27 protein-coding genes are annotated in these 26,031 nt (G+C 59.6%); 15 read left to right on the top strand and 12 right to left on the bottom strand.

All coding sequences use genetic code 11. The features are described 5' to 3' along the window. The first annotated feature begins 119 nt into the window (after positions 1–119). From V1286_RS37800 to V1286_RS37790, 3 genes are all read left to right on the top strand, one after another. Positions 120–608 (top strand): hypothetical protein, encoded by a 489-nt coding sequence (locus V1286_RS37800; protein ID WP_334489054.1) that lies wholly within the window; start codon positions 120–122, stop codon positions 606–608. 403 nt (positions 609–1,011) lie between these two features. Next, positions 1,012–1,320: a hypothetical protein gene (locus tag V1286_RS37795; protein WP_334489051.1), complete on the top strand. Its 309-nt coding sequence runs from the start codon at positions 1,012–1,014 to the stop codon at positions 1,318–1,320. 316 nt (positions 1,321–1,636) lie between these two features. Then, entirely contained in the window at positions 1,637–3,187 is a 1,551-nt protein-coding gene (locus tag V1286_RS37790; RefSeq protein ID WP_334489049.1) for an amidohydrolase, read from the top strand. A 257-nt stretch (positions 3,188–3,444) separates the two neighbouring features. Here V1286_RS37790 and V1286_RS37785 read toward each other — a convergent pair whose 3' ends face one another. Genes V1286_RS37785 through V1286_RS37775 form a run of 3 tightly spaced genes read right to left on the bottom strand, consistent with a single transcriptional unit; the run spans position 3,445 to position 6,484 of the window. Next, positions 3,445–4,476, bottom strand: coding sequence for an L-idonate 5-dehydrogenase (locus V1286_RS37785; RefSeq protein WP_334490199.1), 1,032 nt, complete (start codon positions 4,474–4,476; stop codon positions 3,445–3,447). A 31-nt stretch (positions 4,477–4,507) separates the two neighbouring features. Beyond that, on the bottom strand, positions 4,508–5,275 hold the full coding sequence (locus V1286_RS37780; RefSeq protein WP_334489046.1) for an SDR family oxidoreductase: 768 nt from the start codon (positions 5,273–5,275) through the stop codon (positions 4,508–4,510). 9 nt (positions 5,276–5,284) lie between these two features. Continuing rightward, complete coding sequence (locus tag V1286_RS37775; protein ID WP_334489044.1) at positions 5,285–6,484, bottom strand: mandelate racemase/muconate lactonizing enzyme family protein; 1,200 nt, start codon at positions 6,482–6,484, stop codon at positions 5,285–5,287. A 200-nt stretch (positions 6,485–6,684) separates the two neighbouring features. Here V1286_RS37775 and V1286_RS37770 point away from each other — a divergent pair, with 200 nt between their 5' ends. The 8 genes from V1286_RS37770 to V1286_RS37735 all read left to right on the top strand — a co-directional run bounded on the left by V1286_RS37770 (position 6,685) and on the right by V1286_RS37735 (position 15,371). After that, on the top strand, positions 6,685–7,440 hold the full coding sequence (locus V1286_RS37770; RefSeq protein WP_334489041.1) for a GntR family transcriptional regulator: 756 nt from the start codon (positions 6,685–6,687) through the stop codon (positions 7,438–7,440). A 176-nt stretch (positions 7,441–7,616) separates the two neighbouring features. Then, entirely contained in the window at positions 7,617–8,858 is a 1,242-nt protein-coding gene (locus V1286_RS37765) for an ABC transporter substrate-binding protein (protein ID WP_334489038.1), read from the top strand. A 152-nt stretch (positions 8,859–9,010) separates the two neighbouring features. Then, positions 9,011–9,913 carry a carbohydrate ABC transporter permease gene (locus V1286_RS37760; RefSeq protein WP_334489035.1) on the top strand — a complete coding sequence of 301 codons (903 nt, stop codon included), beginning with the start codon at positions 9,011–9,013 and terminating at the stop codon, positions 9,911–9,913. After that, complete coding sequence (locus V1286_RS37755; RefSeq protein WP_334489032.1) at positions 9,913–10,743, top strand: carbohydrate ABC transporter permease; 831 nt, start codon at positions 9,913–9,915, stop codon at positions 10,741–10,743. The genes V1286_RS37760 and V1286_RS37755 overlap by 1 nt, the downstream gene beginning before the upstream one ends. Before the next feature lie 29 nt (positions 10,744–10,772). Then, positions 10,773–11,933, top strand: a complete 1,161-nt coding sequence (locus V1286_RS37750; RefSeq protein WP_334489029.1) for an ABC transporter ATP-binding protein — start codon at positions 10,773–10,775, stop codon at positions 11,931–11,933. Between the two features lie 566 nt (positions 11,934–12,499). Further along, positions 12,500–12,712 (top strand): hypothetical protein, encoded by a 213-nt coding sequence (locus V1286_RS37745; protein ID WP_334489026.1) that lies wholly within the window; start codon positions 12,500–12,502, stop codon positions 12,710–12,712. A gap of 1,321 nt (positions 12,713–14,033) precedes the next feature. Further along, positions 14,034–14,591, top strand: a complete 558-nt coding sequence (locus V1286_RS37740; RefSeq protein WP_334489023.1) for an HD domain-containing protein — start codon at positions 14,034–14,036, stop codon at positions 14,589–14,591. A gap of 3 nt (positions 14,592–14,594) precedes the next feature. After that, the gene (locus tag V1286_RS37735) at positions 14,595–15,371 is read left to right on the top strand and encodes an N-formylglutamate amidohydrolase (RefSeq protein ID WP_334489020.1); all 777 of its coding nucleotides are present in this window, start codon (positions 14,595–14,597) and stop codon (positions 15,369–15,371) included. A gap of 64 nt (positions 15,372–15,435) precedes the next feature. Here V1286_RS37735 and V1286_RS37730 read toward each other — a convergent pair whose 3' ends face one another. Beyond that, on the bottom strand, positions 15,436–16,314 hold the full coding sequence (locus tag V1286_RS37730) for an ASCH domain-containing protein (RefSeq protein WP_334489018.1): 879 nt from the start codon (positions 16,312–16,314) through the stop codon (positions 15,436–15,438). 577 nt (positions 16,315–16,891) lie between these two features. Here V1286_RS37730 and V1286_RS37725 point away from each other — a divergent pair. After that, the gene (locus V1286_RS37725; RefSeq protein ID WP_334489015.1) at positions 16,892–17,089 is read left to right on the top strand and encodes a hypothetical protein; all 198 of its coding nucleotides are present in this window, start codon (positions 16,892–16,894) and stop codon (positions 17,087–17,089) included. 79 nt (positions 17,090–17,168) lie between these two features. On the opposite strand, the gene V1286_RS37720 is transcribed toward V1286_RS37725, so the two are convergent. The 4 genes from V1286_RS37720 to V1286_RS37705 form a co-directional block, all read right to left on the bottom strand. Beyond that, entirely contained in the window at positions 17,169–18,071 is a 903-nt protein-coding gene (locus tag V1286_RS37720; protein ID WP_334490197.1) for a nucleotidyl transferase AbiEii/AbiGii toxin family protein, read from the bottom strand. Further along, the gene (locus tag V1286_RS37715) at positions 18,046–18,768 is read right to left on the bottom strand and encodes a type IV toxin-antitoxin system AbiEi family antitoxin domain-containing protein (protein WP_334489012.1); all 723 of its coding nucleotides are present in this window, start codon (positions 18,766–18,768) and stop codon (positions 18,046–18,048) included. Before V1286_RS37715 ends, V1286_RS37720 begins: the two co-directional genes overlap by 26 nt. Positions 18,769–19,378: 610 nt before the next feature. Continuing rightward, a complete protein-coding gene (locus V1286_RS37710; RefSeq protein WP_334356901.1) occupies positions 19,379–19,600 on the bottom strand; it encodes a hypothetical protein in 222 nt (73 codons plus the stop codon). Between the two features lie 96 nt (positions 19,601–19,696). Continuing rightward, a complete protein-coding gene (locus tag V1286_RS37705; RefSeq protein WP_334356902.1) occupies positions 19,697–20,020 on the bottom strand; it encodes a hypothetical protein in 324 nt (107 codons plus the stop codon). 454 nt (positions 20,021–20,474) lie between these two features. On the opposite strand from V1286_RS37705, the gene V1286_RS37700 reads away from it, so the two are divergent. From V1286_RS37700 to V1286_RS37695, 3 genes are all read left to right on the top strand, one after another. After that, on the top strand, positions 20,475–20,765 hold the full coding sequence (locus V1286_RS37700; RefSeq protein ID WP_334356903.1) for a hypothetical protein: 291 nt from the start codon (positions 20,475–20,477) through the stop codon (positions 20,763–20,765). Continuing rightward, complete coding sequence (locus V1286_RS39170; protein WP_465249085.1) at positions 20,762–20,902, top strand: DUF968 domain-containing protein; 141 nt, start codon at positions 20,762–20,764, stop codon at positions 20,900–20,902. Before V1286_RS37700 ends, V1286_RS39170 begins: the two co-directional genes overlap by 4 nt. A 62-nt stretch (positions 20,903–20,964) precedes the next feature. Further along, positions 20,965–22,983, top strand: coding sequence for an AAA family ATPase (locus V1286_RS37695; RefSeq protein ID WP_334489010.1), 2,019 nt, complete (start codon positions 20,965–20,967; stop codon positions 22,981–22,983). Between the two features lie 57 nt (positions 22,984–23,040). On the opposite strand, the gene V1286_RS37690 is transcribed toward V1286_RS37695, so the two are convergent. Genes V1286_RS37690 through V1286_RS37675 form a run of 4 tightly spaced genes read right to left on the bottom strand, consistent with a single transcriptional unit; the run spans position 23,041 to position 26,000 of the window. Beyond that, on the bottom strand, positions 23,041–23,946 hold the full coding sequence (locus tag V1286_RS37690) for an alpha/beta fold hydrolase (RefSeq protein ID WP_334489007.1): 906 nt from the start codon (positions 23,944–23,946) through the stop codon (positions 23,041–23,043). 39 nt (positions 23,947–23,985) lie between these two features. Continuing rightward, on the bottom strand, positions 23,986–24,237 hold the full coding sequence (locus V1286_RS37685) for an Ada metal-binding domain-containing protein (protein WP_334490195.1): 252 nt from the start codon (positions 24,235–24,237) through the stop codon (positions 23,986–23,988). 52 nt (positions 24,238–24,289) lie between these two features. Beyond that, positions 24,290–25,126, bottom strand: coding sequence for an alpha/beta fold hydrolase (locus V1286_RS37680; RefSeq protein WP_334489004.1), 837 nt, complete (start codon positions 25,124–25,126; stop codon positions 24,290–24,292). Positions 25,127–25,151: 25 nt separating this feature from the next. Next, complete coding sequence (locus V1286_RS37675; RefSeq protein ID WP_334356908.1) at positions 25,152–26,000, bottom strand: isocitrate lyase/PEP mutase family protein; 849 nt, start codon at positions 25,998–26,000, stop codon at positions 25,152–25,154. Positions 26,001–26,031: the final 31 nt, after the last annotated feature.

Here is a 26,031-nt window from a genome sequence, read left to right as displayed (position 1 = left end):
CTGGGCCATTTCCGGACTCTGAGATCGTCAAAATAAGACGTCTCGTGCTAGAGGAAGTCCGCATTGCGCCGCGCGGACGAACCCGCGTGCCGCAGCAACTGTGATCGAATGTCAAGCCAATGAAACGCACCACGCTTCTTGTCGCTTTTATGGTGCTCGCCACCGCGGCATTTGCGCACCAGGATCGTATCCTTTCCGTCCACGCGGATGGCGTCATCCCGGAGCTTCCGTCGGCCTATCAGACAACGCGCCTACACGTTGCCTTCTCCGAAGCCGATGCGGGGACCTTGCAGCAACTGAACTTCCTGTCCTCTGGAGGGGAAACCCGCGTTCAACCATGCTTACTAAGGCTGGTTTCGAGTGGCTCCTTTCGCAGCCTTTTTATCACAGGCTCCTGGTATCATGACGAGTCGATAGTGCCGCATTATATCGGAGTTCAGTTCCGCGACTCGCCATCTCCAGAGGGCTTGCCGGCGCACCTGGGCGTCCGCTTTCTCTTCAGCCTTCGCGACGCCAAGCTTCTCGAAGTCGAGCGGGTTGTTCTAATCCCAGGCCAGAACACCGTTCGCCTTCAGAACATCCGCCTGTCCAATGGCTGCCCCGAGTAAGAGCGCCAGCAAGTTTCCACGCGTCGGTGGCCAATGAAGACGGAAGGCGCCTGACTTCCGCGTTGGGTCAAACTGAGAACTCGACCCGCTGTCGCGGCATGTCCGTTCTGCCGCCAGGAGCGGACATGCCGTGACCGGCCGCTTTGCGCCACAAGCGGCCGATCAGAGACGGCCGCTTGGGTGAGATCAAAGGTCAAGACGGCTTTGAAGCTATGGTCTTCGGCTCGCCATAGAGCGACGCGGAGGGCGAGATGGTGGAGGAACTGTCATGCCTACGCCGCCATCGGCGTCCGGGGAATATCGCGGAAGTTCGAATGATCGAATCGCTGATTTACGGCAGTTCGAGGCGGAGGAGCCGCCTCGATCGTGTCACTGACAAGCAGCATCTGCAGGGAGAACACGTATGACGAATTCCGAGGATAAACCGCCTCCCGCAGTCGGGGCCTATTGGATCAAGGAGGAAGATTATCCAGCGTTGCTGCAACTTTTCGACGATGGCGACAAGATGCCACCGAACTGGAAAGAATGGCTGAAGATGGCCGAGGAAATGGAGCAGGGGCTCAAGGCCTATGGACACGTCGTGCTGCGTGTTTACATCGACCCCGCCACATTCCCGGACTGGTGCGCCGCCCATGGCACAAGCCCGGGCAGCACCGGACGCAGAAAGTTCGTCGCGGCGGCGGTAACCGAGAGTTATGGCCGACAGGCCTGACCAGCACCGTCTTGGCGGGACGCCGGCCCATCGCCAGCCCAGACCGTCATCCAGGGGACCTGCTCTCAGGCCAGTACCCGAATCCGGTCGGCACGGAATTAAACTAGATGCATTCTGCATCCATCGAACTATTGTTCGTCATCGAACAACGCGAGGCGGAGGAAATTTCATGATAAGGAAGGCAAACCCTCTGGTGATCCTGGGATTTGGCCTGTGCCTCGCCAGCCCAACGCACGCGCAGCAGGCGGACTCGAGTTCGCCCGACCTGGTTCTGATCAACGGAAACGTCCTGACCATGGATGATCGGTCATCCGTCGTGGAGGCGCTGGCCGTTCTGGACGGCAAGATACTCGCAACAGGAAGCAACGCGTCGGTCAAATCCATCATCAGCACACGGACACGTGTGTTGGATCTGGCCGGCAAGACTGTCGTTCCCGGGCTGATCGATACTCACGCGCATTTCAAGGCTGCCGGTCTCTCGGAGTACGTCGTGAGCATGAGCAAGGCGAAGACGGTCGTCGAGGCTCTCGATGCGATCAAGACATTCGCTGCCAAGAAGAACCCGGGCGAATGGATCGTGGGCGGCGCATGGCATCCGCCGTCGCAGCTCGCTGAGAAGCGCTATCTCACCAAACAGGAAATCGATGGCGTCGCTCCGAACAATCCCGTCTACCTGCGGACCGTTGGTCACTTTTCGATGGCGAACGGCCTGGCACTGCAGAAGGCGGGAGTCGACAAGAGCACGCCGAATCCAAGCGGCGGATCTTTCGAAAAGGACGCATCCGGGGAGTTAACCGGCGTTCTCGTCGAGACTGCGATCGATCGGGTCGAGAAGGCCGTGCCGCCGTGGAGTGAGGAAGACGAGGTCCGGCAGTTCAAGATCGCCGAGGGAGTCCTGAACAGCTTCGGGATTACGAGCGTGGTCGAGGGAGCGACGGAAGCTCGGGACATCCGGACACTTCAGAAGATCGCTGTTTCTGGAGAAGCCACTCTCCGCGCGGGTCTGATGTTCCGGCCGGAGCCGCCGGCGGACATGGCTGCGTGGGAAACGGTAATGTCCGGTAACGGCGCGTCGTCCGGATTTGGTGACGACTGGCTGAAGTTTGCCGGCATCAAGATCTTCTACGATGGCGGCATGACTCTGAAGACCGCGCTGACCCGCGATGTCTATCCCGATTCGCATGACGACTACCGCGGCATCGCGCAGCAGACGCCCGAGCGATTGAAGCAACTCGTGTCGATCTGCAACCGATACAATTGGCGCGTAGGCGTACACGTCGTGGGAGACCTCGGTATCGACCATGTACTCGACGCGTTCGAGGCTGCGGACAGGGAAAAGTCGATCCGCGACCGGCGCTTCATCCTCATCCATGCAAGCTTGATCCGGCCCGAACAGATGGAGCGCGCCCACAGGCTAGGAGCCCGCGTCGATTTTCAGAACGTATTCATGTGGGACAAGGCGGCGACCGTAGAGCGCTTCCTCGGGCGAGCGACTGCGGACCGTGCCGTGCCCACAAAGACCTTGATCGAGAGGATGGGCATCAACAGTCTCGGAGCTGGAACCGATTTTCCAGTCAATCCCATCAACCCGCTCCTCAACATGTACATCATGGTGACGCGGAAGGACCCCAACGGCAACGTTTACGGCGCTTCCGAAGCCATCAGCCGCGAGCAGGCTCTTCGCCTCTATACGAGTGCTGCTGCACGTTACACGTTCGAAGAAGGGCGGAAGGGTACGCTTGAGCCAGGAAAGTTGGCCGACCTAGTGGTTCTCTCGGCGGATTACGTGGCCGTGCCGGAGGATCAGATCAAGGACATCAAGGCCGACGTAACGATAGTTGGCGGCAAAATCGTATTTCAGCGCTGAGCCGCGGCGCCGGTAAGCGAGACCATAACGATCGAAGGCATTGGTACCTGGGCGAACGACCGCTTCGCGCCACGAGCGGCCGTTCGCTTATCGCGCATCAGCCGAAGACTGCTCGTGACTTGGCGCGGCGCCCGCGGCTTGGGTGCCACCGTCAATCGTGCGCGACCAAGACCGAAAAAAGCATTTCCCTACTCAAGGCCTCGAATTTCGTGCCGGAATGATGCGCATTTCACCAAGAAGCCACTTTGGAAATCCTTCTAGAACGTTAGTTGAACCTTCATGGATTTCGATCGGTCGCTGGCGAGTTCGAACGCGTCGATCGCCGATGCGAACGGCAGCGATGCTGATATCAGCGGTTTCACGTCGATCAGGCCCTCGCCCATCAAGCGCAGCGCCAGTTCGAATTCCGGATCAAAGCGAAACGTGCCGCGCAACTGCAATTCCTTGGCAACGATCGTGTTCACCGGAAGGGTCATTTCGCCGCCGAGCCCGAGTTGTACGATGATTCCGCCTGGACGCATAAGATCGAGTGCGGCGCGCAGTGCCGCCTGATTGCCGGAGGCCTCGAACAGGATGTCGAACACCCCCTTGCCGGTACGATAGGTATCGAGCGCGGAGGCTTCCGTCGTACTGTTGACGGTACGGCTCGCTCCGAGTTTGCGCGCAACAGCGAGGGGTGCGTCGGCGATATCGGTGACAACGACCTCCGCAGCACTGCCGTAGCGCGCCACAACGACCATCAGCGCGCCGATCGGACCGCAGCCCGTCACCAGGACGCGCTTTCCAAGCAGCCGGCCCGCCTGCTTTCCGGCGTGCAAGCAAACCGCGAGCGGCTCGGCCATCGCGGCTTCGCCGAGGGAAAGGGAATCGGCGATCGGCAAAGCCTGCGACGCGTCGACCGTCACGTTCTCGCGAAAGCCTCCCTGGACGTGCGGCATGCGCATTGCACTGCCCATGAAGCGCATGTCCAGGCATTGGTTGCGCATCCCCTCGCGGCAATGGAGGCAGACGCCGCAGGGCTGGCTCGGATTTACGGCTACCCGCATGCCGGGCTTGAGGTGCGATACATCGCCGCCGACCGCGGCGATCACGCCAGATATTTCGTGTCCGAGCGCCATCGGCTGCTGGATCCGGACCGTGCCGAAGCCGCCATGGTGGTAGTAATGCAGGTCCGAGCCGCAAATGCCGCCGGCGGCAATTTTGACGCGCACCTGGTTGGCACCGGGGGCCGGATCGGGAAAGCACTCGATCCGCAGGTCTTTCGGAGCGTGGATGACGACGGCTCGCATGAACATGTTCTCCCTGATCCTGCAGTCGCGCCTACATCGCAGCCAGCATCCCGCCGTCGACATAGATGATCTGGCCGTTGACGTAGTCGGACGCGGTTGAGGCGAGGAACACCGCGGCGCCTACGAGTTCATCGGGCCGTCCCCAGCGCTTCGAAGGAATGCGGGACATCAGCCAGGCGCTGAATTCGGGATTCTTGACCAGGGCCTCGTTCATATCGGTCAGCATGTAACCGGGTCCGATGGCGTTGGCCTGGACGCCGTTCGCCGCCCATTCGACCGCCATCGAACGCGTGAGGTTCTTGATGCCGCCCTTCGCCGCCGTATATGGCCCGACAGTCGGCCGTGCCAGTTCGCTCGCCAGCGATCCGATGTTGATGATCTTACCGCGCTTGCGCGGGATCATCCGTTTCGCCGCTTCGCGCCCGACGACAAAAGCGCTGGTGAGATTGGTCTCGATCACTTTGCGCCACTCGGCTGAAGAGAATTCGATCAGCGGCTTGCGTACCTGAATGCCGGCATTGTTGACCAGGATATCAATCTCGGTTCCAGCAGCGTCGAAGTGCGTAAAGGCCTCGATGATTCCGGCTTCATCGGTCACGTCGAAGGTCGAACCCTCGACCGCGTACCCGACGGCGCGGATTTCGGCCACAGCGGCTTCGACGCGAGCCGGATCGACGCCGTTGACGATCAATCGCGCGCCCGCTCTTGCGAGCCCCTCGGCGATGGCGCGGCCAAGTCCGCGTGATGAGCCGGTCACCAAGGCCGTGCGGCCGGACAAATCGAACAACGCATGGGACATTGCGAACCTTCAGACGTTGGAGCGGCGCACGGTCAAATCCGGACGGTGGTAGACCGCGGGTAGCAAGTCGATGCAGAGGCCCTCCCCCTCCATCGGATAGACGTATCCGTCCATGATCACGGGCATATTGGTGACGAGCTCATTGTACCAGCCCTTGTAGAAGGCGCGCACGGATTCCTGGATCAGCGTATTCGGCTGGCTGAACGACATGTGCACAGCGGCGGCAAAACCGACCGGGCCGATACAGTCATGTGGCGCAAAGGGACGGTGGTAGGTTTCGGCCATCGCGGCGATCTTGCGCCCCTCGGTGAGGCCGCCAGTCCAGCACAGATCGGCCATCACGACATGCATCGCGTCGCGATCGAGCATGTCCTTGTAGGGATAGCGCGAGCCGAGCGTCTCACTGGCGCAGACCCAGACGTCGGTCGAGCGCGCGTATTCGGCGAGCGCCTGCGGCGAATTCATACGGATCGGGTCCTCGTACCAGGTCGGCTTGTAGGGCTCGAGCGCCTTTGCGATCTTCATAGCGGTGGGCAGATTCCACAGCGAGTGGAACTCGACCATGATCTCCATCTTGTCGCCGACGGCCTTGCGGATCTTCTCGAACGGCTGGATGGCCTTCTTCATCTGTTCCGCGCTGATGAACAGGCCCTGGTTCTCCTGCGCCGCCGGATCGAACGGCCAGATCTTCATCGCACTGATGCCACTCTCCAGCAGACTTTCGGCCACCGCGTCGGCGCGATTCATGAAGCCGTCGAGGTCTTCATAGGGACCATCCGACACGCCGAGGTTCCAGTTGGACACCGGCTTGATGTTGGTAGAGCGGACGTATTTGTAGCCGGCACAGGTGTTGTAGATGCGCTGCTTGTCCCGGCACAGGCCGCCGAGCATCTGATGCACTGGTTGGTGACAGACCTTTCCGAACAGATCCCACAGCGCGATGTCGATGGCAGAGGCCGCGCGATATTCGACCCCGGTCGAGGACTGGGCCATCGGCAGGTTGAGCATGTCGCGATGAATCGCCTCGATATGAAGCGGATTGCGGCCGAGCAGCCGTCCCGCAAACGTATCGTGGATCTGCGCCTCGACCGCGCCGGCGCCGTAGAAGGTTTCGCCGAGGCCGATAACGCCGACGTCTGTATGGACCCGGACCCAAAGCACGTTGGCGAATTCTTCGGTGCGCAGAGTCTCGATCGAAATGATCCTCAAGGCGGGCATCCTCCCATCAGGCTGGGTCCTCGCGCGACGGCCAATCGAGGCAGAGGACTCTCTTGTTCATTGCAGCAAAGCGACTCGCAGCTTCCACCGCGAGGCAATCGAGCGTACCTCCAATTGTAATATTTCACAACATGTTTTAAGGTTATGCTTATAGTAGAGGATCGGCAGGAATGCGGACAAAGGAGCCGGGGATGGCAAAGCGCAAAGGCACTCTTGAATTGGTGCGCCCCGACGCAAGCGACGCGCCGAACAGACGAAATCGCATCAACTTCTTCGAACTCGCCTATCAGCGCATTGAGGACCTGCTGGTCAACTGTGAGCTAAAGCCTGGGCGGTCGCTCACCGTTCAGGAACTGCAGACCATTACCGGTTTCGGCCGCACGCCGGTGCACAACGCCGTCAATCGGTTCGCTGCCGACACGCTGATCGTAATACGGCCCCGCCACGGCCTGCAGATCGCGCCGATCGACTTGGCCCGCGAACGCATGCTGCTCGGCCTCCGACGCGACATCGAGCGCACCGTCGTCAAGCTTGCCGCCGAGCGCGCCAGCCTTTCCCACCGCAACCAGATGCTCCACATTGAGCGTGTTTTGAAAGAGAAGCGCGACACTCTGAGCCTCGCTGAATTCAACGCTCTTGATCGCCGCATCGACGCGCTCATTTTGGCGGCGGCCGGAGAACCATTCCTCGAGCACACGCTGCGACCGCTTCACACCCTCTATCGCAGGATCGGCTTCATCCACCACCACTACATGCCTGGCCAGTCCGACCTTGGCGGCACGGTCGACCACCATCTCGCGGTTCTCAACCTCACTGCCAACCGACATGCCGAACGCGCCGTTGCGGCCATCGACGCCTTGGTAGCGTTCGTCGATACGATGTTCGATGCGATGGAAACAGGCATCGACCCCAGTCTGCTCGATTGCAGCATCGAACCGCTCGTCTGAGCGGGTTGCCTTCCCCATCGGTACCGCGCTGCCTAGGGAAGGCGATCACTGTATTGACTTCTGTAATATATCACAATATTCTAGTAAATAACGACGCTGCATGAACGATGGCGTCCGGATTAAAAAGACACCCGACGTCATGAGATTGATCGGGGTGCGGCCAACGGGAGGAATGCATGACGTCCAACAAGCGCGTTTCGATGATTGTTGCGGCCGGAATGGCGTTCGCGCCTCTCCTCGGTTCGACTGCCGCCATCGCACAGTCGAAGGAAACGATCACTTTCGCCGGCGCCACCTTTGCTGAAGCCGGCCGCGGCGAGAAGCTCAAGGCCTGGGTCGAGAAATTCAACAAGAGCCAGGACAAGATCGAGGTCCAGCCACTCGCGATCCCGTTCTCCACGCTCGCCAACACGGTCTTCACCCAGATGGGCGGTGGTGGCGGTCCGGATCTCGTGCGCTTCGATCAGATCGATTTCTATGCGGCCGTGCCTGCTAATCGGCTTCTGCCGCTCGACGACGCGATCAAGGACACCGATTACAACTTCACCGCGCCGGACAAGTATCTGAAAGTGGGCGGAAAGCGCTACGGCGTCGCGTTCGAGATCAGCAACTACGTGCTGATCTATAACAAGTCGCTGGTCCCTGGCGGCAAACCGCCTGCCACTTTCGAGGAATTTCTGGCCAGCGCGAAGGCGGCCACAGTGGACGGCAAATTTGGCTTCGCGTTCCGCGCGACGATGGCCGAGCGCGCGGGCTTTTGGCAGGACGTATGCAATTTTGTGTTCGGCTTCGGCGGGCGTTGGAGCGACGACGCCGGCAACCCGACGGTCAACAGCGACAAGGTGGTCGAAGGCATCGCCGCCTATAAGAAGGTGTACGACCTCGGCGCGATACCGAAGGGCGCCGATGCAGCGACCTATCGCCGGATGTTCTGGGAAGGCAAATTGGCCATGGAGGTCGATAACGGCGGCGTCGCCGCCATCTTCAATCAGCAGGCCCCCGACCTGCCGCTCGCAGCCGCCCCCTCGCCGTTCCCGACGAGAGCGCAGGGCCTGATCCTGGCGCCGCTGACGATCAACGCCAACACAAAGCACAAGGATGCGGCGATCGCCTTCATGAAATGGGTGCTTCGTCCGGAAAATCAGCGAGAACTTCAGGACATCATCGGCGCCAGCAGCGTCGCCACCATTGTCGAGCGTTCTGCTGACGACATCGCCAAGAAGCCGTGGCTCAAGGTCTTTGATGACCAGACGCCGAACGCGGTCCCGCAACTGGTCATCGGCCTTGAGACCAAGACGCCGGACATCCAGCAGATTGTGCTCGAGCAGGTCTTGAAGGTTCTGCAGGGTGGGATGGACCCGAAGAAGGCGATGGACGACGCCCAGCGCATGGTGACGGCGCGCGTGGTCAAGAAGTGATCGCATCGTATCGATTACACGGCGCAGCTTGGCCGCAACCAGCTTACCAATTCAAGCGGTGAGAAAAGACGTCGATAAGGCTCTTGCGGTGAGAGACGCGCCCGGCTTCCGAACCGTGCCCTCCTTGCAGGAACAGCGAAAGCGGAGTGCCCATGGCCGACGAACGCTTGCACGGGAGCGCCTGGACTCCGTACCTCTTCATGGCGCCGGCGGCAGGCTATCTGCTGTTCTTTCAGGGTTATCCGCTGATCGAGGAACTCTATCTGAGTTTCACGTCAACTTCGCTGCTTTCGCCGCGCGATCACACCTGGGTTGGACTCGACAACTACCGGGACTTATTCGCGACGAGCGATTTCCATCACGTACTCTGGATTACTGCGCTCTATACCGCGGCTTGCGTGGTGCTGTCGATCGGCCTCGGCCTGACCGCCGCCTTGCTGCTGGATGAATCATTCCCGGGGCGAGCAATAGCGCGCACCCTGGTAACGATCCCCTGGGCCGCGCCGCCGGTCGCCGTCGCTCTCGTCTACATCTGGATGTACAATGCGCAGTACGGCATCTTCAGCCGCACGCTGCGGGCGCTCGGAATAGCTTCAGGCACCGAAAACTGGCTCGACGACCCCTCCCTGGCTCTGCCCGCGATCCTGCTCACGACCGTCTGGCAAATCTTTCCCTTTGCCTCCGTCGTCATTCTGGCAGCGCTCCAGGGCGTGTCGAAGGAACAACGGGAAGCGGCAGTCATCGATGGCGCCGATCGATTGAGCGTATTTGCCGCGGTGGTGTGGCCGACGATCCGGCCGACAGTCGCGCTGCTGGCGTTGTTCATCACCATCTGGTCGCTGCGCCGGTTCGATTTGATCTGGCTGATGACCCAAGGCGGTCCGATCGGCGCCACCAATACGCTGGTGATCGAACTTTATCGCCAGGCTTTTGTCTATCGCGATCTCGGGCGTGCCGCCGCGGTCGGCATGATCGGCCTCGGTACGGCATTAGCAATGACGCTGGTCTATTTCCGCTACACACAGCGGGCTGAGCGCGCCCAGGGGAACGACTGATGGGAGTGCTTTCCTTGCGACAGGGCTTGCACCTCGCCGCCATCCTGGGGCTTCTCGGCGCCGCGGCCTTCCCGCCGTACTGGATGTTCGTCACATCGCTGACGCCATCGGCCGCACTCTTCGCCGATCGCGCGCGTCTTCTGCCGACGCTTTCCGAGGCGGCGGCCTATCGCGAGGTTTTCCGTACCATTCCTGTGGCGACCTGGCTCGTCAACAGCGCTATCGTCGCGACGGGGACGACGGTGCTGAGCATCGCTCTCGCGATTCTACCAGCCTATGCGTTGTCGCGCTTCCGCTTCCGCGGTAAGGGCATTTTCGGGTTCGCTCTCTTTGCAACGCAGATGCTGCCTGAAGCGATGCTCGTGGTGCCGCTCTACGGCATCTTCGCCCAGATGTCGCTGCTGGACAGCCTCATCGGCCTTATCCTGGCGAACACTGCGTTCACGGTTCCCGTCATTACCTGGATCCTCAAGGGCGCCATCGACGGCATACCGATTGAGGTCGAAGAGGCGGCGCGGATTGACGGGTGTTCGCGGATCGACATCGTTCTCGCCGTGGTGGTGCCGTTGGTCGCGCCGACGCTTGCCGCCGCGGCGGTGATCGCCTTTTTTCACGGGTGGAACGAATATGTCTTCGCCCAGACACTGGTCAGCAGCGAGGCCTTGCGAACGGCCTCGGTCGGGCTCGCGGGATTTGTCGGCGAACTCTCTACGCCGGTGCATTCGGTCATGGCGGTGAGCGTGATCTACACGCTGCCGGCCGTGATTTTTTATCTTTTCGTGCAGCGCTATGTCGTCTCCGGCATGACTGCGGGCAGCGTCAAGGGCTGAGGCCGTTACATTCAACAGAGGCGTTACTGATGGCCGCAATCGAACTCGTTCACATTACCAAGTCGTTCGGAACCAAGACGGTGATCCAGGACATTTCACTCGACGTGCAGGACGGCGAGTTCCTCGTGCTGCTTGGCCCCTCCGGCTGCGGCAAGTCGACCCTGCTGCGAATGTTGGCCGGGCTGGAGACGATCTCAGGCGGCGAAATTCGCCTGGGCGGTCGCCGCGTCGATCAATTGCCGCCGAGCGACCGCGACATGGCCTTTGTTTTCCAGTCCTACGCGCTCTATCCCCATATGACGGTCCGTCGCAACATCACGTTCCCACTGATCATGCGGCGCTTCCGCTGGTGGTTTCACATTCCGCTCATAGGAGGCCTCGGCAAGCGCCAGGTCGAAAAATTGCCTGAGGTTAGCGAGCGCGTCGACCGCACTGCGAAGATCCTCGGTCTGACGAGCATGCTCGATAGTCATCCGCGCACGCTTTCGGGCGGGCAACGCCAGCGCGTTGCCCTGGGCCGTGCCATGGTGCGCGAGCCGGAAGTGTTTCTCATGGACGAACCGTTGTCCAATCTCGACGCCAAGCTGCGCACCACCATGCGGGCTGAGATCACCAAGCTGCATCGGGAGGTCGGCGGGACCTTCGTCTATGTCACCCACGACCAGGTCGAGGCAATGACGATGGGTACCCGCATCGCACTGATGCGCGATGGCGTCGTTCAGCAGTACGGAACTCCGCGGGAGTTCTATCAGAACCCGACCAATACCTATGTGGCTAGATTCATTGGCACACCGCCGATGAATCTGATCCATGCGACCGCAGGTAACGGTGCCCTGCGGGTAGGACAAACCCTGTTGGCGGCTCCGTCGCATCTCGCCGCAACCGCGTCGGGATCCGATCGGCCCGTGCTTCTGGGGCTGCGCCCCAACGCCGTCATGCCCGTCGAACAGGGCGGACCGGAAACCCTGGCAGGCCGCGTCACGCTGGTCGAACATGTCGGGGCGGATACGATCCTCGGAGTCCGGCTTGATGGCGCGGTAACGGCGCATGATGACGAAGGGGCTCCAAGCAGTGATGTCATGGTGACGGTGCCCGGCTATTCACTGCTCGCGCTCGGCGACGCCGTCGGGCTGCGCGTCACGCTCGCTGATGCAGTGTTGTTTTCGCCGGAGACCGGCCAGCGCCTGTGATCGCCACCCCGCACTTCTGGCCAGAAGCTCCGAAAGGAGGCCGACGCAATTTTCGGCTCGGCGATGCTGCGCTGACGCCTTCTGTCAACCGTCCCTTACTTCATCGTCCGGCTCGCTCACCTCAGATAAATTACTCGTGCATCGCCTTCAATTTGTTGACCTGCTCGGCCCAGGCTGGATGGCCGCTTTGCGCCAGCAGCGGCCGCTCACGAGCGCTACATCTCCGCCGCTTAACTTTGAGCGATCGTAACGTACCAGCGTCCTCATTCGGGAAACTGGGCCATCCGCAATCCTTCGGCGACATGCTCGGCATCGGCCGGCTTTGCAAACTGATGCAGATGGAGCCATTTTTTGATGGTGAAGGCAGGATCCCGCCGTAGCACAACCGCCGCCGCTTCCTGGGCCTCCCCATCATATCCGAGCTTGGCCGCGGTCGCGGCAAGCCAAACGAAGGTTGGTCGAAAAGTCGGCGAACGACGAGCCGCAGTCCTGAGATTTGCAATCGCGTCGGTGTATCGGCCGATCAAGTAATAGGCGTTTCCCAAGAAAGTCAGGCAGGTCGGTGCATGGAAGGGGTCGAACCGGATGATCCGTTTCAGGTGGTCCATTGCTTCTTCGGTGCGGCCCCAACGGGTGAGCGCGAGTGCGAACCGATAGTCCGCAAGATTCGGATTGAGTTCGAAGGCGCACTCGAATTCTGCGCGGCTTTCGGCGGGCCTGTGGAGCCACTGCAATATTGCCGCAAGCGCCAGACGGGCGTCAGCCAGATGGGGATCTAGTTCAACCGCTCTCTGCGCCAGTGAGAGGCCTTGCTCGAGTGTTGCCGGCTGCTGATACTCCCGGGCGAGCGCTTCATGCGGCCACGGCTCGAACCAGGCAGCAGCATAGGACCGGGCGAGACCTCGACAGACTCCCTTTCAACAGGCTTGCTGCCGGCAAGCCTAGATAGGCACGAGGCAAGCAGAATGGTAACTCGCATGCGGCTCAGACCAACAATCCAAAACCGGGACAAAAACCGGGACACCACACCGAATGCATTCGTCGCCTGAGCCTTCAAGCCATTGATAATGCAGATCCAAACTAAAACTCCATGCAGCACCTTATCCCAGTGGCCGGTATCGTCCGCTCCTGATCGCATTCAAATCGCAGTTCCTTTCCACAGCGGATCACTATGGCGAGCTTGGCGAACACGGTCGACAATTCGCAGCATTCCTAACCTACGCTGCTTTGGACCCCGTCAAAGGTTATACGTCGGCTGACTTTGGGACCGCCATTGGGGCAGTACCGCAAGAGGGTCTGCACGAAGTCGCGCGAGCACTCTCGCAAGCCCTCAAAGGCGGTGCTGAACAACGGGAGGACTATTGGAAGAACCGTGTCCGCCCATTCTGGCAGGAGGTCTGGCCCAAGTCACGGACCAAGCGTCAGACAGCATTGCAGAATCCCTTGCGCGCATGAGCATTGCAGCAGGCGGTGAATTTCCTTCGGCCGTTGCTGTTGTTGTTGACTGGCTACGGCCGATTGAGCATCCCCACTAGGTTGTGCACCAACTGCATGAGTCCGAGTTATCTGCCCGATTCCCGGAAGCTGCATTGCGTTTGCTCGACGCCATTCTCACTGACCAGCCGTGGGCACCCAGAGAACTTGCGCAATGCTTGGAAGCCATTGCACAGGCGATGCCGAGTTTGCGTAATGATCATCGGTACCCGCGGTTGGTCGAGTACGCGCGACGGCACGGCATCTAATGCCGCAATTGGTCCCGCCATTTGAATCTTACCGCTTGGTGGTCGTCGCTTCAAATTCCCGCTTGTTTCTTGCTTATTGACAGCCGCCCGTACTCAGATGCGTTACCAACGGGTTGCTTGTCATGGAAATTTTGCAAGGGCGCGAAGCGAAAGTCTAACGACTCCGGTGGCCGTTTTGCTCCCTACCCCGCAAAAACCCGGATTTGTGGATCGTCTGTATCGCTGGCCATTTTTTTGTGATTCGTAATGTTGTTTCGGCATCTGCTGACTGGCACGCGGCGATTTGCAGGTCACCGCGCCTAAAGGCGAAGTCGAGCGAATGACCAACCACCTCAGAAGGAGGTTTCGAGAGATCATCATGAAGGAATGGATTGCTGTACTGCGAGCTGCTGACGCTACCGCGCGGTGGCACGTTCACCAGCGACGCAAAGGCGCAGCTCAAGAACCCTACATTAACCACTTGCTCGAGGTCGCGAGCCTCATCGCCGATGCGACCCATGGTCAAGATCCCGAGCTGGTCATTGCAGCCCTCTTGCATGATGCCGTCGAAGACCAGGAAGTTCCCTTCGAACTCATTGCAAGAGAATTCGGCGACCGGGTTGCCGCGATTGTTGCGGAAGTCACCGATGATAAGTCGCTGGACAAGGCAGAGCGTAAGCGGCTCCAAGTCGAGCACGCGCCGAAAAAGACTGAAGCCGCGAAACTCATCAAGCTCGCCGACAAGACGAGCAACGTGCGCGCGATTGCGTTTGCGCCCTCTCCCGACTGGTCTGTTAGACGCCGACTCGAATATATCGACTGGGCCAAGAAGGTTGTTCAGGGCTTGCGCGGCGCCTCTCCTTGGCTCGAGGAGCAGTTCGATCGCGCCGTTGAGAATGCTGAACGGTCGTTGGCCGTTCCCAAATCGCGGACCTGAGGAATGCGTGGCATGCCGTCGCCAAATCTCTTACTTCACATTCCCCATAGCTCCCGGCTCATTTCGCCTGAAGAAAGAGCGCAACTTGCTCCGGACGACCGAATGCTGGAGCTGGAGTTGCTTCGCATGACCGATGCGTTCACGGACGACCTGTTCGCACCCACGCCGTTCGAAGCTGCGCGGATGGTCTTTCCCGTCAGCCGTCTGGTCTGCGACGTCGAGCGATTTCCTGACGACGCCGACGAACCGATGGCTGTGCGGGGCATGGGCGCCGTCTACGTGAAGACAACGGATGGACGGCCCCTGCGCGAGCACCTGACGACGGCCGAACGGGCCCGGCTTATCGAGACTTGGTACCGCCCCCATCATCAGAAGCTCACAGACTTAGCGGCGCAACTAATTGCCGAGGGGAGGAGCTGCATTATCGTCGATTGCCACAGCTTCTCATCGCGACCCCTGCCGCATGAACCCGACCAGGACCCGGCCCGACCGGATATTTGCATCGGAACGGACGATTGGCATACGCCCGCACGACTTCGCGATGAGCTGATTGCCGCAGCGTCCGCTGCCGGATTTTCCGTGCTTATCGATCGTCCCTTCGCTGGCGCACCGGTCCCTGCAAGACACTATCGGCGCGAGCCGAGCGTCCAAGCCGTGATGATCGAGGTCAATCGACGGCTCTACATGAATGAAGAGACTGGCGAGCGACTGCCGAGCTTCGGCGAGGTTCGGAAAGCCGTTTCCGACATGTTGGCAGTAGCCGGTCAGTATTCGCGGTGAGGCGGATGCGGCTCGGATCTGTGCCGCTCGATCCGCACGCATTTCCCGAACGTGGCTGCTGTGGTCAGGCATTCGCCACCTTGGAGACTTCGTAACGGTACGGCGCGGTGTTGGTCAGGCGCAAGGAGTCACCTTCCTTCACGCCTGCACGAGCAAAAAAATCAGCGACCGCTCCGCGCTCACGAAGAATGCGCTTTGCGCGATCGATATCGGTCTCCACAGTGGCCCCGGGAGTGAACGTGACCGAAATCATGCGCGAAGCTGCTTCCGATCTGTTCCTACCGCCGATCGCGTCGGTGGGAAAGAAATCGAGCGGGAGGTAAAGGTGATCATTGCGGAGATTGCCGCCTGTCACTTTGACGATGCGGCTAATCTCCGATTCCTCTGAAAGTGGCTGGCCCACGGTTTGCGAGCCCTGCGTCGCTTCTACAGGCTCGACCGCGTCCTTGTGCAGCCATGAGGACAGGCGACCCAGCAGTGACAGCCCAGAGGCCTTTTTATCATCATCCAGGCGGACGAACTTCCGATCCGCCGCGATTTTTTGTCCAGCCCCCACCAAACTACTCTTTGCCTCAACTGCGCCAACCACGTCCACATCCAGGTTGACCCATATCACCGCTCCGAATGGATGTTTGTAGGGCACTGGACTGGTGAGCGGCCGAGCGTTCACGAGAACCCAGGGAGTCCGCCAGCCATCGACAAATGCCTGATCCTGCCGGTCCGGAGGAATGCGATGCTTTGGTTCAGCATCGGCATAAGCGAGGGGTGATGAAAGCGGAGCCAGCGAACCGACGACGTTGGCAATGCCGACGACCTGACCGCTGCCTTTGCGGATAAGCGCAATGCGGCCTCGGTGATGACAAGCCGTCTTGCGCATTTCCCAAATCTTCTCGCCAGCCAGGATCAAGCTGATCCACGGTTCGTCGATGATTAGACCCTTCATGCCCCAATTTCCTCTCAGCCGATGCGCGCCCAACTGTTTAGGTCTGTCTTCCGAGAGACATTGACCAGCGCAACCTAGACATTAAATTGGGCGGTTGGGAAACACTTAACTCCGGTAGCGGACCTTTGAGCAGGGGATTGGGACGGGTCGCGCTGCGACTGAAGCATCTATTCGAAAAGCATCCGAAAAGGTCGTTCTCAACGTCCGAACTTTGTCAAAGTGCAGGGCAGCTCGTGCAAAAGAAACACAGGGTCTCCGTCTTACGCGCGCTGCAGACACTGTTGACAAGAGAGAGCCTTGAGATCTGGCGTCTCGAGCTTAGCCACGAGAAAACGGATTTGGAGTGGTTCGGTCCGCGGTGCCCGCATATGCCGAGAACCGCGCGACGTCTTCGTGCGTGAGCAAATCCTCGGTTGGAGAAAAGTTGGAGAAGCGCTACGCGAAGAGCGCCAGAATGCAGCCAAGTAATTTGAAATTGTTGGCGCTCCCTAGGAGAATCGAACACCTGCTGATGCTTGGGTGATGCGGGGCCATGGAAGGCCCCGATGGGCCGGGCCTCCGAAACAAGGAGGAAACCATGAGCACCTTCACCACGATCACCTCGCTGCAACGCATTACCGACCGGGAGCTGGACATCCGGTTGGAATCCGTGACGGACAGGCTCGCCGGCTGCCGCGAAGGCACGCCGGAGCGCCGCGAGGCCTTAGCGACGCTCGCCCTGATCCGCCGCGTGATCGCGCAGCGCCAGACGAGCAGGCCGAAGCCGGGGTGGTAGACCCGGCTTTGGTCGCTGCGCCAAGCACACCGCTACGCAGAACATGTCCGCGATGCCGTGGAGCAGATGTGCTAGCACGCTATCCTGCCCGCTTCACCGCGTCGGCCTTGAGAGCAGCTGCATCATCCTTGCGCGTGCGCTTGCTATCCTGCGCGATCCTCTTTTCAAGATCGGTCATCGGTCCCAGCCAGCGGTAATTGTCGGTGACGCGCTTGATCATCGCTTTCAGATCAGGCTGTTCGTCCTTGCGCAGCAGGTTTCTAAGATCGTTCAAATCGTAATCTTTGCCGCCCTCGACCTGCTTTGCGAATTTATCGTAGTCGAGATTGTCCTTGTCGCTCTCCCACAGCTTGATGACGGCAAGCGATCGCGTGAGATCGCGGTCGAACTTCATGTTCACCGCTTGCGAGAGATCGTGAAGGTCGCGGATTTTGGAACGCTGCGAGGCGGCCCGGATTTTCTCGGACAGCACTTCCTCGTGGGCAAGGCAGGGAATATCTGCAGGCTTGAATGGAAGCTGGTCGAAGTATCCCTGCTTGAGCTGCGGCAGTGTGCGGACGGGCAGAATAGGCTTTTCGCGCAGGCTCACCTGGATTTTGATCTTGATGCCCTTCTCGTTGCCTGCATGGGAGCAAGCGGGGTTCGCAAAGAAACTATTGTCCGTAAAATCCCAATCCTTACCGTCAATCTTGAAGCTGATGCCGTGATAGGACTCGCCGAGCGCATCAAGAACCATTTGCATCACCTGTTCGTCGGTGAACTCCGAGCGCAGCGTAAAATCAAGATCGGTTGAATAGCGCCCCCGGGGACCGAAGATCATCTTGCGCAGCATCGTGCCGCCCTTGAAGGCGACGTGCTCGGTGATTCCCTTCTCATGAAAGAGCTGGAGGAGATCAGTGAGGATGATATCGATTTCGACTTTCTCGATATCCCGCGCGCCGGACTGGGCCGCGACCTTACGGATTTGCTCGGTCGTCAGCATTCGTCCTGCCCTTTTTCCTGATGCGCGGCACTTCCGAAAGCAGTTCGTCCTTGCGCGCGTGAACGTGAAGTTCCCATTCTGGCGCGTACCCGATATCGCCTTCCCTGCGCGCGCGCACGCCAAACGTCGAGCGCGTTTTTTTTGGGATGGCGGCGCGAAGCTGCTGCCGTAATTCGTCCTTGAGCGGTCTTTCGACAAGGTCACTCAGGAAGCCAAGACGCTGCAGCAGCGCTTTTGTTTTCATCTGCAATGCCGCCGTCATCAGTTTTTCCTGATCGATTTCCGCCATGGCGGCATGAACGATGCGCGTTAGTTCCGCTGGGCCTCCGGCAAGATCGGGCCTGTCGATGCAATCGACCAGCGTTTTCTCGGGATCGGAAATCCGCGTGCCGCGCCCGTACACATTGTAGGAGTTGAAGCCGAAGAACTTGCGGGCGGAGGCGGTTACAAAGCGGATTTCCGCGCCCTCTATTGTGCGCGGCGCCATCTGCTTGCGAACCGCGACAAAGACCGTCGCCGGCTTTTGCGTCGTGAACCCATGAAAGGATGCCGCAGACCACCAGCCTATGTATGACTCGTCCACGACGGCCGCGGCGACGGCAAGTGGATTGTTTTCGCCGATGTTCTCGGCCCCGCGCTCGGGCGGCAGCAGCATGTAGCGCCCGCCGACGAGGCGGGTGAGCCAGCCCTTGCGCACGAGGTTTCGGATGACCTTGCGGCCCGTCTTCTCGGACTCAAGCAGGCTTATGATATCGTCCGCCTCGACGATATCCCTTCCCTGCTCGCGGAATGACAGGACGACGCGGGCTTCCGCCGGCCCGAGCGTCCTTGGAGTGGTTTCCATGGCGTTTTAGCCCTCTGGGGGCAAATCCTCCATATAAACTACTCCCAATGGGAGACTGTCAAGCTGAAGGGAGTGATATGTATAGAAAATTAGCCCTGCGGAAGGTAATTTTATATACAGACTACTCTCCAGGCTCCCGGGCGCGGTCTGCCTGGGCCCCCCCCCCCGCATCATCGGCAGCAGCAACCATCCCCTGCCGCGCCTTCGGCGGCGGCTGAAGATGATGATGCTGCTGATCATGATGCCGATGATGCCGCCGATCATCGGCAAGATGTCCGAAACGGGCAGCAGCATCACCATGGGCCTCATGACCGGCATTTAGATGATGACGATCGAGCGGAATAGTGTCTAGGCGCCGTCTGGACGCTTCGCAAGAAAAGCGCAGATAGCGCAGGCGACGCTCACGACAAGCTCCGCATCATCGTCGCTGACATTCTTGCCTTTGCGCAAATGCCGCGCGCGGTCAGAAGCGAACCCCCACAGCATCGCGCGCGGTGCATTCAAGCGCTGCGACAGCGTGCTGGATGGCGGCAGGATTCGTCGCGAGCCTCTTCATGCGCTTCGACCAGCCGAAGAACAATTTCATGGCCGCGACGTACCCGTCCTTCACCGTGACCGGCGACAGCTTCGACGCGAGCAGCGCGTCGCGCCAGTCGAGCAGGTGCTGCTCGGTTACGCGGGCCATGTCACGGCTTCCGATCCGTCGCATGAGCTGCTCGAAGTAGGGCTCCCATTTTTTCCGGGTCGCCGGCGAAGTATTCTTGGCCTCGCAGAACTTCGGCTAGAGGCTGCCGAATTGCCGCTCGGGATTCGGCGAGACGAATTTTGGATAGCGCGCGGCTTCCTCGTCGGGCTTGTAGTCGCCTTCGGCGTTTCGGAACAGGGTTCGCGACGCGTGCGTCTTGGCGGCGAGGAAGGCTTTGAAGAAGGCATCGTACTTCTCGCCGAGCAGGCGGATGCCGCGCCGTAGAAACGCGCGCGCGTCCCCACCGACCTCCAGCCATGCAGCGGTAGGCAGTATCCGCCTCGACTTCACTTCGGCGATCGCGTGCAGGCTGTCCTGCAATACGGAAGGGCGGCCCTCCGCGACGATACCCCGCACCAACGTGCTAGGACTTATCCGCTCAGGATTTTGTACGATTGTTGTACGAAGCGCTCCAGCGAACAACGACGTCGCCGCCCAGAAATCGCAGAACCGCTTGTCGGCTTCGCCAACATTGTATGACGCGCTACAAATTTGAACTCGTGCCCTCCAAGCTGGACTGAGCGGCACGTACGTCTGACGGAGTTAACGTCGTCTCCGTTCCGCAGCTTCAATGCTTAGAACTGGCCGCTCATAACTATCTGATTCCAGATTCGAATCCAGGCGACCTCATGCGGTAAGCGGACTGTTGTGCGGACACTGAAAGAACGACTCGATCTCATTTCTAAGAACGACTCGATTTTGAACCGTGGATGGCTCCACGAAATTCCTTCACGGCGTGGAGGATTTTGCCGCCACCTCAGCATCGCTGCCCCTACCAACGATGACGACTACGACACAGCCATGGGGATAAAACGTGCCGCATAGCAAAGCCGCGCAGATGAAGGAGCTGGAGCAACTTGCTTCCTCCAACATCGCTACGGCCGATACGCTGGAGGCCAACGGCGCAGATCGGGAGTTCACCCAGGAACTACGCGACCGAGCGGCGCTCTGGCTAAGCGCGGCAGAAAACCTGAAGAGAAGCACAATGCGTGAGAAAAAACCCAAAGCACCTCGCCCGCATCCGGCAAATGCCGTGCAGTGTGTGCGGCAAGTGTCCGCCGAGAACCCCACCACCCTCGGGGTGCCTAGTGGGGCACAGGGATAGGATTAAAGGCCCCGGACGATACAGTCATCCCCCTCTGCCACCACCACCATGAATCTCACCGGATCGGCGTAAAGAGCTGGGAAGCCAAATACGGCAGCCACGAGAACCATTTGGGGAAGACCCGCAACCGGCTGTAATACCCCCTTGAGGTCACACTACCGCAACGGGTAGAAATGTCCCGGGCACGAAGGGGGAACTATTGAAACTCACCAATTTCTCCGTCGAGAATTTCCGTTCAGTCGAGAATAGCGGCGACATTCCTATTGAACAGCTCACCGCCCTTGTTGGACGCAATGAAAGCGGCAAGTCCAACCTCTTGCTCGCACTGGAAACCGTCAATCCTATCGGCGGCCGGAAGGACATCGACCCTGTTAAGAACTTCCCCCGGGGTCGGCACCTCAACCAGTGCAAGCCGAATACCGTCGTGGCGAGGACGACCTGGGAGCTTTCAGACAGGCAGAGGACAGAGCTGGCCGGGATCATCAAAGACCAGACCATCTCAAAGGTCGTTATCGCTCGCACGTATCACGCAGCCCAAACCTCCGTGGAACTGGTCGGCCTCAAGGCACCCGTTCTCGATCCCAAGAAGGTGACCGGGCAGTTGAGACGGCTCACGCCTGTGCTGGATGGCGTTGTCAACGGACTCTCAGAGCCCCACCTCGACCCCTCCGAGAAAGCACTCCAGGCGCTGACGGACGCCGCCAACAAGCCGGATGACCCGAAGGCGTGGGGAGCAAACGTGGTCAAGACGTCGAAGGCGTTCCGCGCTGCCATGGGCGCAGCCGGGATTGCCTTGAACGAAAATGCCGACGAGTTGCTTGCCGGATTGGAAGAATTAGCCTCCGACATCTCCACTTTTGACGAAGCCCACGGCAAGGCCAGGGCTAAGGTTCTGGAGTGGGTGCCGCCGTTCATCTATATCGCTGAATTTCCGGAGCTGGATGGTCACCAGAATCTGGCGAAGATGCAGAAACGCCGCTCCGAGAACCAACTCACGGAAGCGGACAAGAACTTTGAAAAGTTGGCGCAGGTCGCCGGCTTCGACCCTGACGAAATTCACTCCCTCCAAAGCGACCACGAGAAACGTCAGACGCTCCTCAGCCGAGCAAGCGCGCTCATCACCAAGGAAATGCGCCGCCTCTGGAAGGATAAGAAGCTGACGGTCCGGCTTTCGCCTGACGGACCTAACCTCGACACCCTGATCTACGACGAGAATGTTGAATACCCTGTCGAAGTGAACTTGGATGAGCGGAGCCGTGGCTTCCGCTGGTTCTTCTCGTTTTACATTGCATTCTCGGCCGACACCCAAGGTGGTGACGCAACTGACGCAATTCTCTTGCTTGACGAGCCTGGACTGTATCTGCACGCAAGATCACAAGAGGATTTGCTGCACCATCTGCGCGACGACTACGGAAACCAGATTATCTACACCACGCACTCACCCTTCATGATTCCTCCGGATCTTATCGAAGTTGTTCGCACGGTGAACATCACGGAGAAAGGCACGCAAGTAACGAAGGACCCGAGCGGCGACGCGCGCACGCTTTTCCCGATACAAGCTGCCCTGGGCTACAATCTCTCGCAAACGTTGTTTGTCGGCTCTGCGAATCTGGTCGTTGAAGGCGTAACCGACTTTTGGATTCTCTCTTCGGTCAACGATTACTTCGCCGAGACAGGCAAGACCCGCTTGGTCGAAAAGATGGTGCTCACGCCCGCGGGTGGTGCTGGAAAGGTCAGCTACATGACTTCCCTGCTCGCCTCGCAGGAGCTCGACGTGATCGTTTTGTTGGATGACGACAAAGCCGGCCGAGATCAACGCGAGGAGCTGATCAAGTCAAAGGTGCTGCGCGATACGTCGATTGTCTTCACCGCCGCAGCCTTCGACCCTTCGCCAGCAGAGTCGGACATTGAGGACATAATCGACCCGGCCATTTACACCGACCTCGTCAACAAAACATACGCCAAGGAGCTGAAGGGAAAGACACTCAATCTCAATTCCAAAATCCCTCGCATCGTGAAGCGGTACGAAGAAGCATTTGAAGCGATCGGCATGGAATTTTTCAAAACCCGGCCCGCACGTGAGTTCATGGTGCAGATGGGCAAGGACCCGACCAAGGTCTTAACCGGAACCAGCATTGAGCAATTCGAGCGCCTTATTCAGGAAATCAACTCACGCTATCAGAAGCACAAGGCTGCGGGGCGCAGCGCATTTCAATGACGCCGTCAATGTCGCTGTGATGGCTTCTCAACGAGGACCTAGCTCACGTCAGGCTCCTCAATCGTGTTGCGCTGACGCGCTTTCCAAAAACGCGCGAATATAGCGATTGATGAGCGCCGGATGCTCATCCAAGATCCAGTGGCTTCCGCCCTCGATGCGGTGGATCGTCAAGTGGGGAACATACTTGTCGAGCCCATCATAATTTTGGGGTACAAGGAACTTGTCCCGGTCGCCATAGATGACGAGAGTCGGCATGGTAATGATTTGCGGAGATATCTCGTGGACATAGTTGCCATGGGCCGGTGACAATCCCTCGGCAGGCCCCCACCCTTCCGCATGATACCAGGCAACCATTCCTTCAATAGCACCTGGCTGACGCCATGCAGCGAGGTAGGCTTCAAGGTCATCCTTCGTGAAGAAGGAATGCTCAGCAAATGTCCGCTTCAACGCCTCGAAATCGTTTGCTGCAATTTTTGCCGCGCTATCCGGCCGGCGCAGCCTTAGCCAATGCTTGCCACCGACTATCTGGCTCTCGTTGCAGTGAAGGTCGCGGTCGAAAGTTGCAGGGTGCGAACCGGACATGACCACCAGGCGGTCGAGCATCTCGCGATGGTGCAGGGCGAACGAATATCCGACGGCTGTCCCCCAATCATGACCAACCATGATGCAGGTCGAGAAGCCCAGATGCTGGACCAGACACTTCATGTCATCTGCCGCAACCCAGACCCCATTGTCCCGGAGATTTTTTGGTCGCGACGACAGATTCACGCCGCGCAGATCGACTGCCACAACCGTGTGGTCCTTGGCAAACTCGGCGAGCTGATGGCGGAAGGCATACCAATGCTGTGGAAATCCGTGCACGAACAACATGAGCGGGCCGGAGCCAGCAATGACGTAGTGCAGGCGCGCCCCTTCCACATCCACAAACTGGTGTCGAAGCTCGGTCGCTGCGGTGGTGCTCATGGGAGACTCCTTGCAAGAAGCTGGAAGTTCGGCTGCGGGCTAAGTACTCGGGCTTTGCGGGGCCGCCAAGCTGGTCTTCGCCCACTGGGCGCGGTCTTTACGCCAAAGAGCGTAGCGGTCAGGAAGACATCGCGCGCAAGGTCGGTAGCCGGCGGCGATAGCGGTCGTTTCATCGGCGAAGAACACGCGATGGCGCGTGTAATGCCCGCGCGCGATCCATTGCCGGGCGCTCCGACAATCGAGCCTTCCATAGCCTTTGAGCCGCCGATGCCCTCCGAGCAAGCCAGGCATATCACTAAGATACGAGCGGCCATCGGCGCCAACCAGCTTGTACGGCATGGCGTTATCTCCGCGTCACGGCTCCCGCCGAGACCGATGAGCCCTCTTCGATTTCGTCGAGAAATGCCAAGACCGCGTCGGCGAAATCATCGGCCCTGTCGATCATGGGGCAATGGCCGCTTCCGAAGATGCAGGCCTGCTTTGCCCCAGGTATCCCTGCGGCTAACTGTTCGGCGTGCAACTTCTGGAAATCTCGGTCTTCATCACCCCAAACGACGAGCGTAGGAGAGCGGATCGCGCCGAGGCGGCCGAGTGTGTCGGCCTTCCTGGCGGCTGCGATTTGCCGCCGGACCGCCTCTCGCGGCGGCCGCGGGCCAGAGGCGAGAAAGACTTCGACGATCTTGGCAATCGGCGTCTTGCGAAAGAATGAGGGCCCGAAATTGAAGTAGATGCTCTGAGTAGCAAAGGCCTCATCCGATAGTTCTCGGCTGAAGGCTTCACGTATAGTCAGTAAAGCATCCAGCTCGCCATCGCCCTTCGACCACGTATTGGCGAGGATGAGGCCATTAACGCGGTCTGGCGCGCTCAGGGCGAGCTCCTGCGCGATCTGTCCGCCCAGCGAGTGTCCCATCACGTGGGCCTTCTTGAGCCCGAGATGGTCGAACAAGGCCAGGACATCGCCGGCCATGTCAGCAGGACCGTAGCTTGGCGCCTCGCAAACGCTGCTCCTGCCCGCATCCCGATTGTCGAACGAGATGACCCTGTGCGTGGCGGAGAGCTTCGGTAGAACGCGCCGCCATAGCCGCTCGTCGCCTGTTACCCCGGGAATCAGAACTAGCGGTTCGCCCGCTCCTTCCTCTGTGTACCAGAAGGTCAAATCGCTGTGCTTGAATGTTGCCATGGCAGGCTCCTTGGAAGAATAACGGCTATCGGCCGGCGGGAAAAAGCGCTTCCGCTTCGGCAAACCCATAGAAGCGGTCGGCAATTGCGTCCCACGTACCGGATGAGCGGATCTCCGATGCGATGTCGCGAAGATGTGCGAGAACCGAAAGCATGGCTGTTTGCCCAATGCTGACCCGGCTCGCGCCCGCCTCGAAGAGCGCCTTTGCGCTGGGCGCTCCAGGCATCGCCATGAGGCTAATGGGCCCACCGATGGCTCCCGAAAGATTTCGGATCGTGTCAGGATCCGTCAGCAAAGGGATAAAAACGATGTCGGCCCCGGCTTTCAGATAAGCGGCTCCGCGCTGAGCCGTGATTGCTGCGCGCTCGGCCGCATCTGCCCCGACGCCGGCAAGGAAAGTGTCAATGCGGGCGTTGATGACGAGGGGTACACGGCTGTCGTTCGCGGCTGAACGCGCAGCTGCGATCCGGTCCTCCTGCGCTGCGATTTCGAACAATGGGGATGCGCCATTCTCATGCCTGCTATCCTCGAGATTGACGCCCGCAATACCCAGGTCGAGAACACCTCTCACGGTCCTTTCGACGTCGTAGGGTGATGCCCCATAGCCAGCTTCAATGTCCGCATTGACCGGCACCGATACCGCCGCGACGATCGATGCAAACTCGTGCATCATCGACCCGCGAACGAGCTTCTGGCCGTCCCTGCGGCCACGTGCGTACGCTATTCCCGCGCTCGTTGTGCCGACCGCTGGAAAGCCTGCTTCCTCAAAGATTCTGGCGCTCGCCGCATCCCACGCGTTCGGCAAGATGAGGCTGCCGGCGCGGTTTAACTCCAGAAACTTGGTCGCACGATCGAGGTGAGCATCGAATTTCATTGACGTTTCTTTCTCGGCTGGTCGCAGAGCA

Source organism: Bradyrhizobium algeriense (genome assembly GCF_036924595.1).
Lineage (GTDB): Bacteria > Pseudomonadota > Alphaproteobacteria > Rhizobiales > Xanthobacteraceae > Bradyrhizobium > Bradyrhizobium algeriense.
This window is presented reverse-complemented; position numbering and strand designations above follow the sequence as displayed.

What these genes read in the sequence shown, in the direction of transcription:
- V1286_RS37760 (WP_334489035.1), top strand. Translation starts at nt 9,011, where the DNA reads ATGGCCGACGAACGCTTGCACGGGAGCGCCTGGACTCCGTACCTCTTC.
- V1286_RS37770 (WP_334489041.1), top strand. Translation starts at nt 6,685, where the DNA reads ATGGCAAAGCGCAAAGGCACTCTTGAATTGGTGCGCCCCGACGCAAGC.
- V1286_RS37680 (WP_334489004.1), bottom strand. Translation starts at nt 25,126, where the DNA reads ATGGCAACATTCAAGCACAGCGATTTGACCTTCTGGTACACAGAGGAA.
- V1286_RS37720 (WP_334490197.1), bottom strand. Translation starts at nt 18,071, where the DNA reads ATGCTGACGACCGAGCAAATCCGTAAGGTCGCGGCCCAGTCCGGCGCG.
- V1286_RS37685 (WP_334490195.1), bottom strand. Translation starts at nt 24,237, where the DNA reads ATGCCTGGCTTGCTCGGAGGGCATCGGCGGCTCAAAGGCTATGGAAGG.
- V1286_RS37745 (WP_334489026.1), top strand. Translation starts at nt 12,500, where the DNA reads ATGGAAGGGGTCGAACCGGATGATCCGTTTCAGGTGGTCCATTGCTTC.
- V1286_RS37780 (WP_334489046.1), bottom strand. Translation starts at nt 5,275, where the DNA reads ATGTCCCATGCGTTGTTCGATTTGTCCGGCCGCACGGCCTTGGTGACC.
- V1286_RS37735 (WP_334489020.1), top strand. Translation starts at nt 14,595, where the DNA reads ATGCGTGGCATGCCGTCGCCAAATCTCTTACTTCACATTCCCCATAGC.
- V1286_RS37725 (WP_334489015.1), top strand. Translation starts at nt 16,892, where the DNA reads ATGAGCACCTTCACCACGATCACCTCGCTGCAACGCATTACCGACCGG.
- V1286_RS37690 (WP_334489007.1), bottom strand. Translation starts at nt 23,946, where the DNA reads ATGAGCACCACCGCAGCGACCGAGCTTCGACACCAGTTTGTGGATGTG.
- V1286_RS37675 (WP_334356908.1), bottom strand. Translation starts at nt 26,000, where the DNA reads ATGAAATTCGATGCTCACCTCGATCGTGCGACCAAGTTTCTGGAGTTA.
- V1286_RS37800 (WP_334489054.1), top strand. Translation starts at nt 120, where the DNA reads ATGAAACGCACCACGCTTCTTGTCGCTTTTATGGTGCTCGCCACCGCG.
- V1286_RS37755 (WP_334489032.1), top strand. Translation starts at nt 9,913, where the DNA reads ATGGGAGTGCTTTCCTTGCGACAGGGCTTGCACCTCGCCGCCATCCTG.
- V1286_RS37740 (WP_334489023.1), top strand. Translation starts at nt 14,034, where the DNA reads ATGAAGGAATGGATTGCTGTACTGCGAGCTGCTGACGCTACCGCGCGG.
- V1286_RS37710 (WP_334356901.1), bottom strand. Translation starts at nt 19,600, where the DNA reads ATGGCCCGCGTAACCGAGCAGCACCTGCTCGACTGGCGCGACGCGCTG.
- V1286_RS37730 (WP_334489018.1), bottom strand. Translation starts at nt 16,314, where the DNA reads ATGAAGGGTCTAATCATCGACGAACCGTGGATCAGCTTGATCCTGGCT.
- V1286_RS37785 (WP_334490199.1), bottom strand. Translation starts at nt 4,476, where the DNA reads ATGCGAGCCGTCGTCATCCACGCTCCGAAAGACCTGCGGATCGAGTGC.
- V1286_RS37750 (WP_334489029.1), top strand. Translation starts at nt 10,773, where the DNA reads ATGGCCGCAATCGAACTCGTTCACATTACCAAGTCGTTCGGAACCAAG.
- V1286_RS37765 (WP_334489038.1), top strand. Translation starts at nt 7,617, where the DNA reads ATGACGTCCAACAAGCGCGTTTCGATGATTGTTGCGGCCGGAATGGCG.
- V1286_RS37795 (WP_334489051.1), top strand. Translation starts at nt 1,012, where the DNA reads ATGACGAATTCCGAGGATAAACCGCCTCCCGCAGTCGGGGCCTATTGG.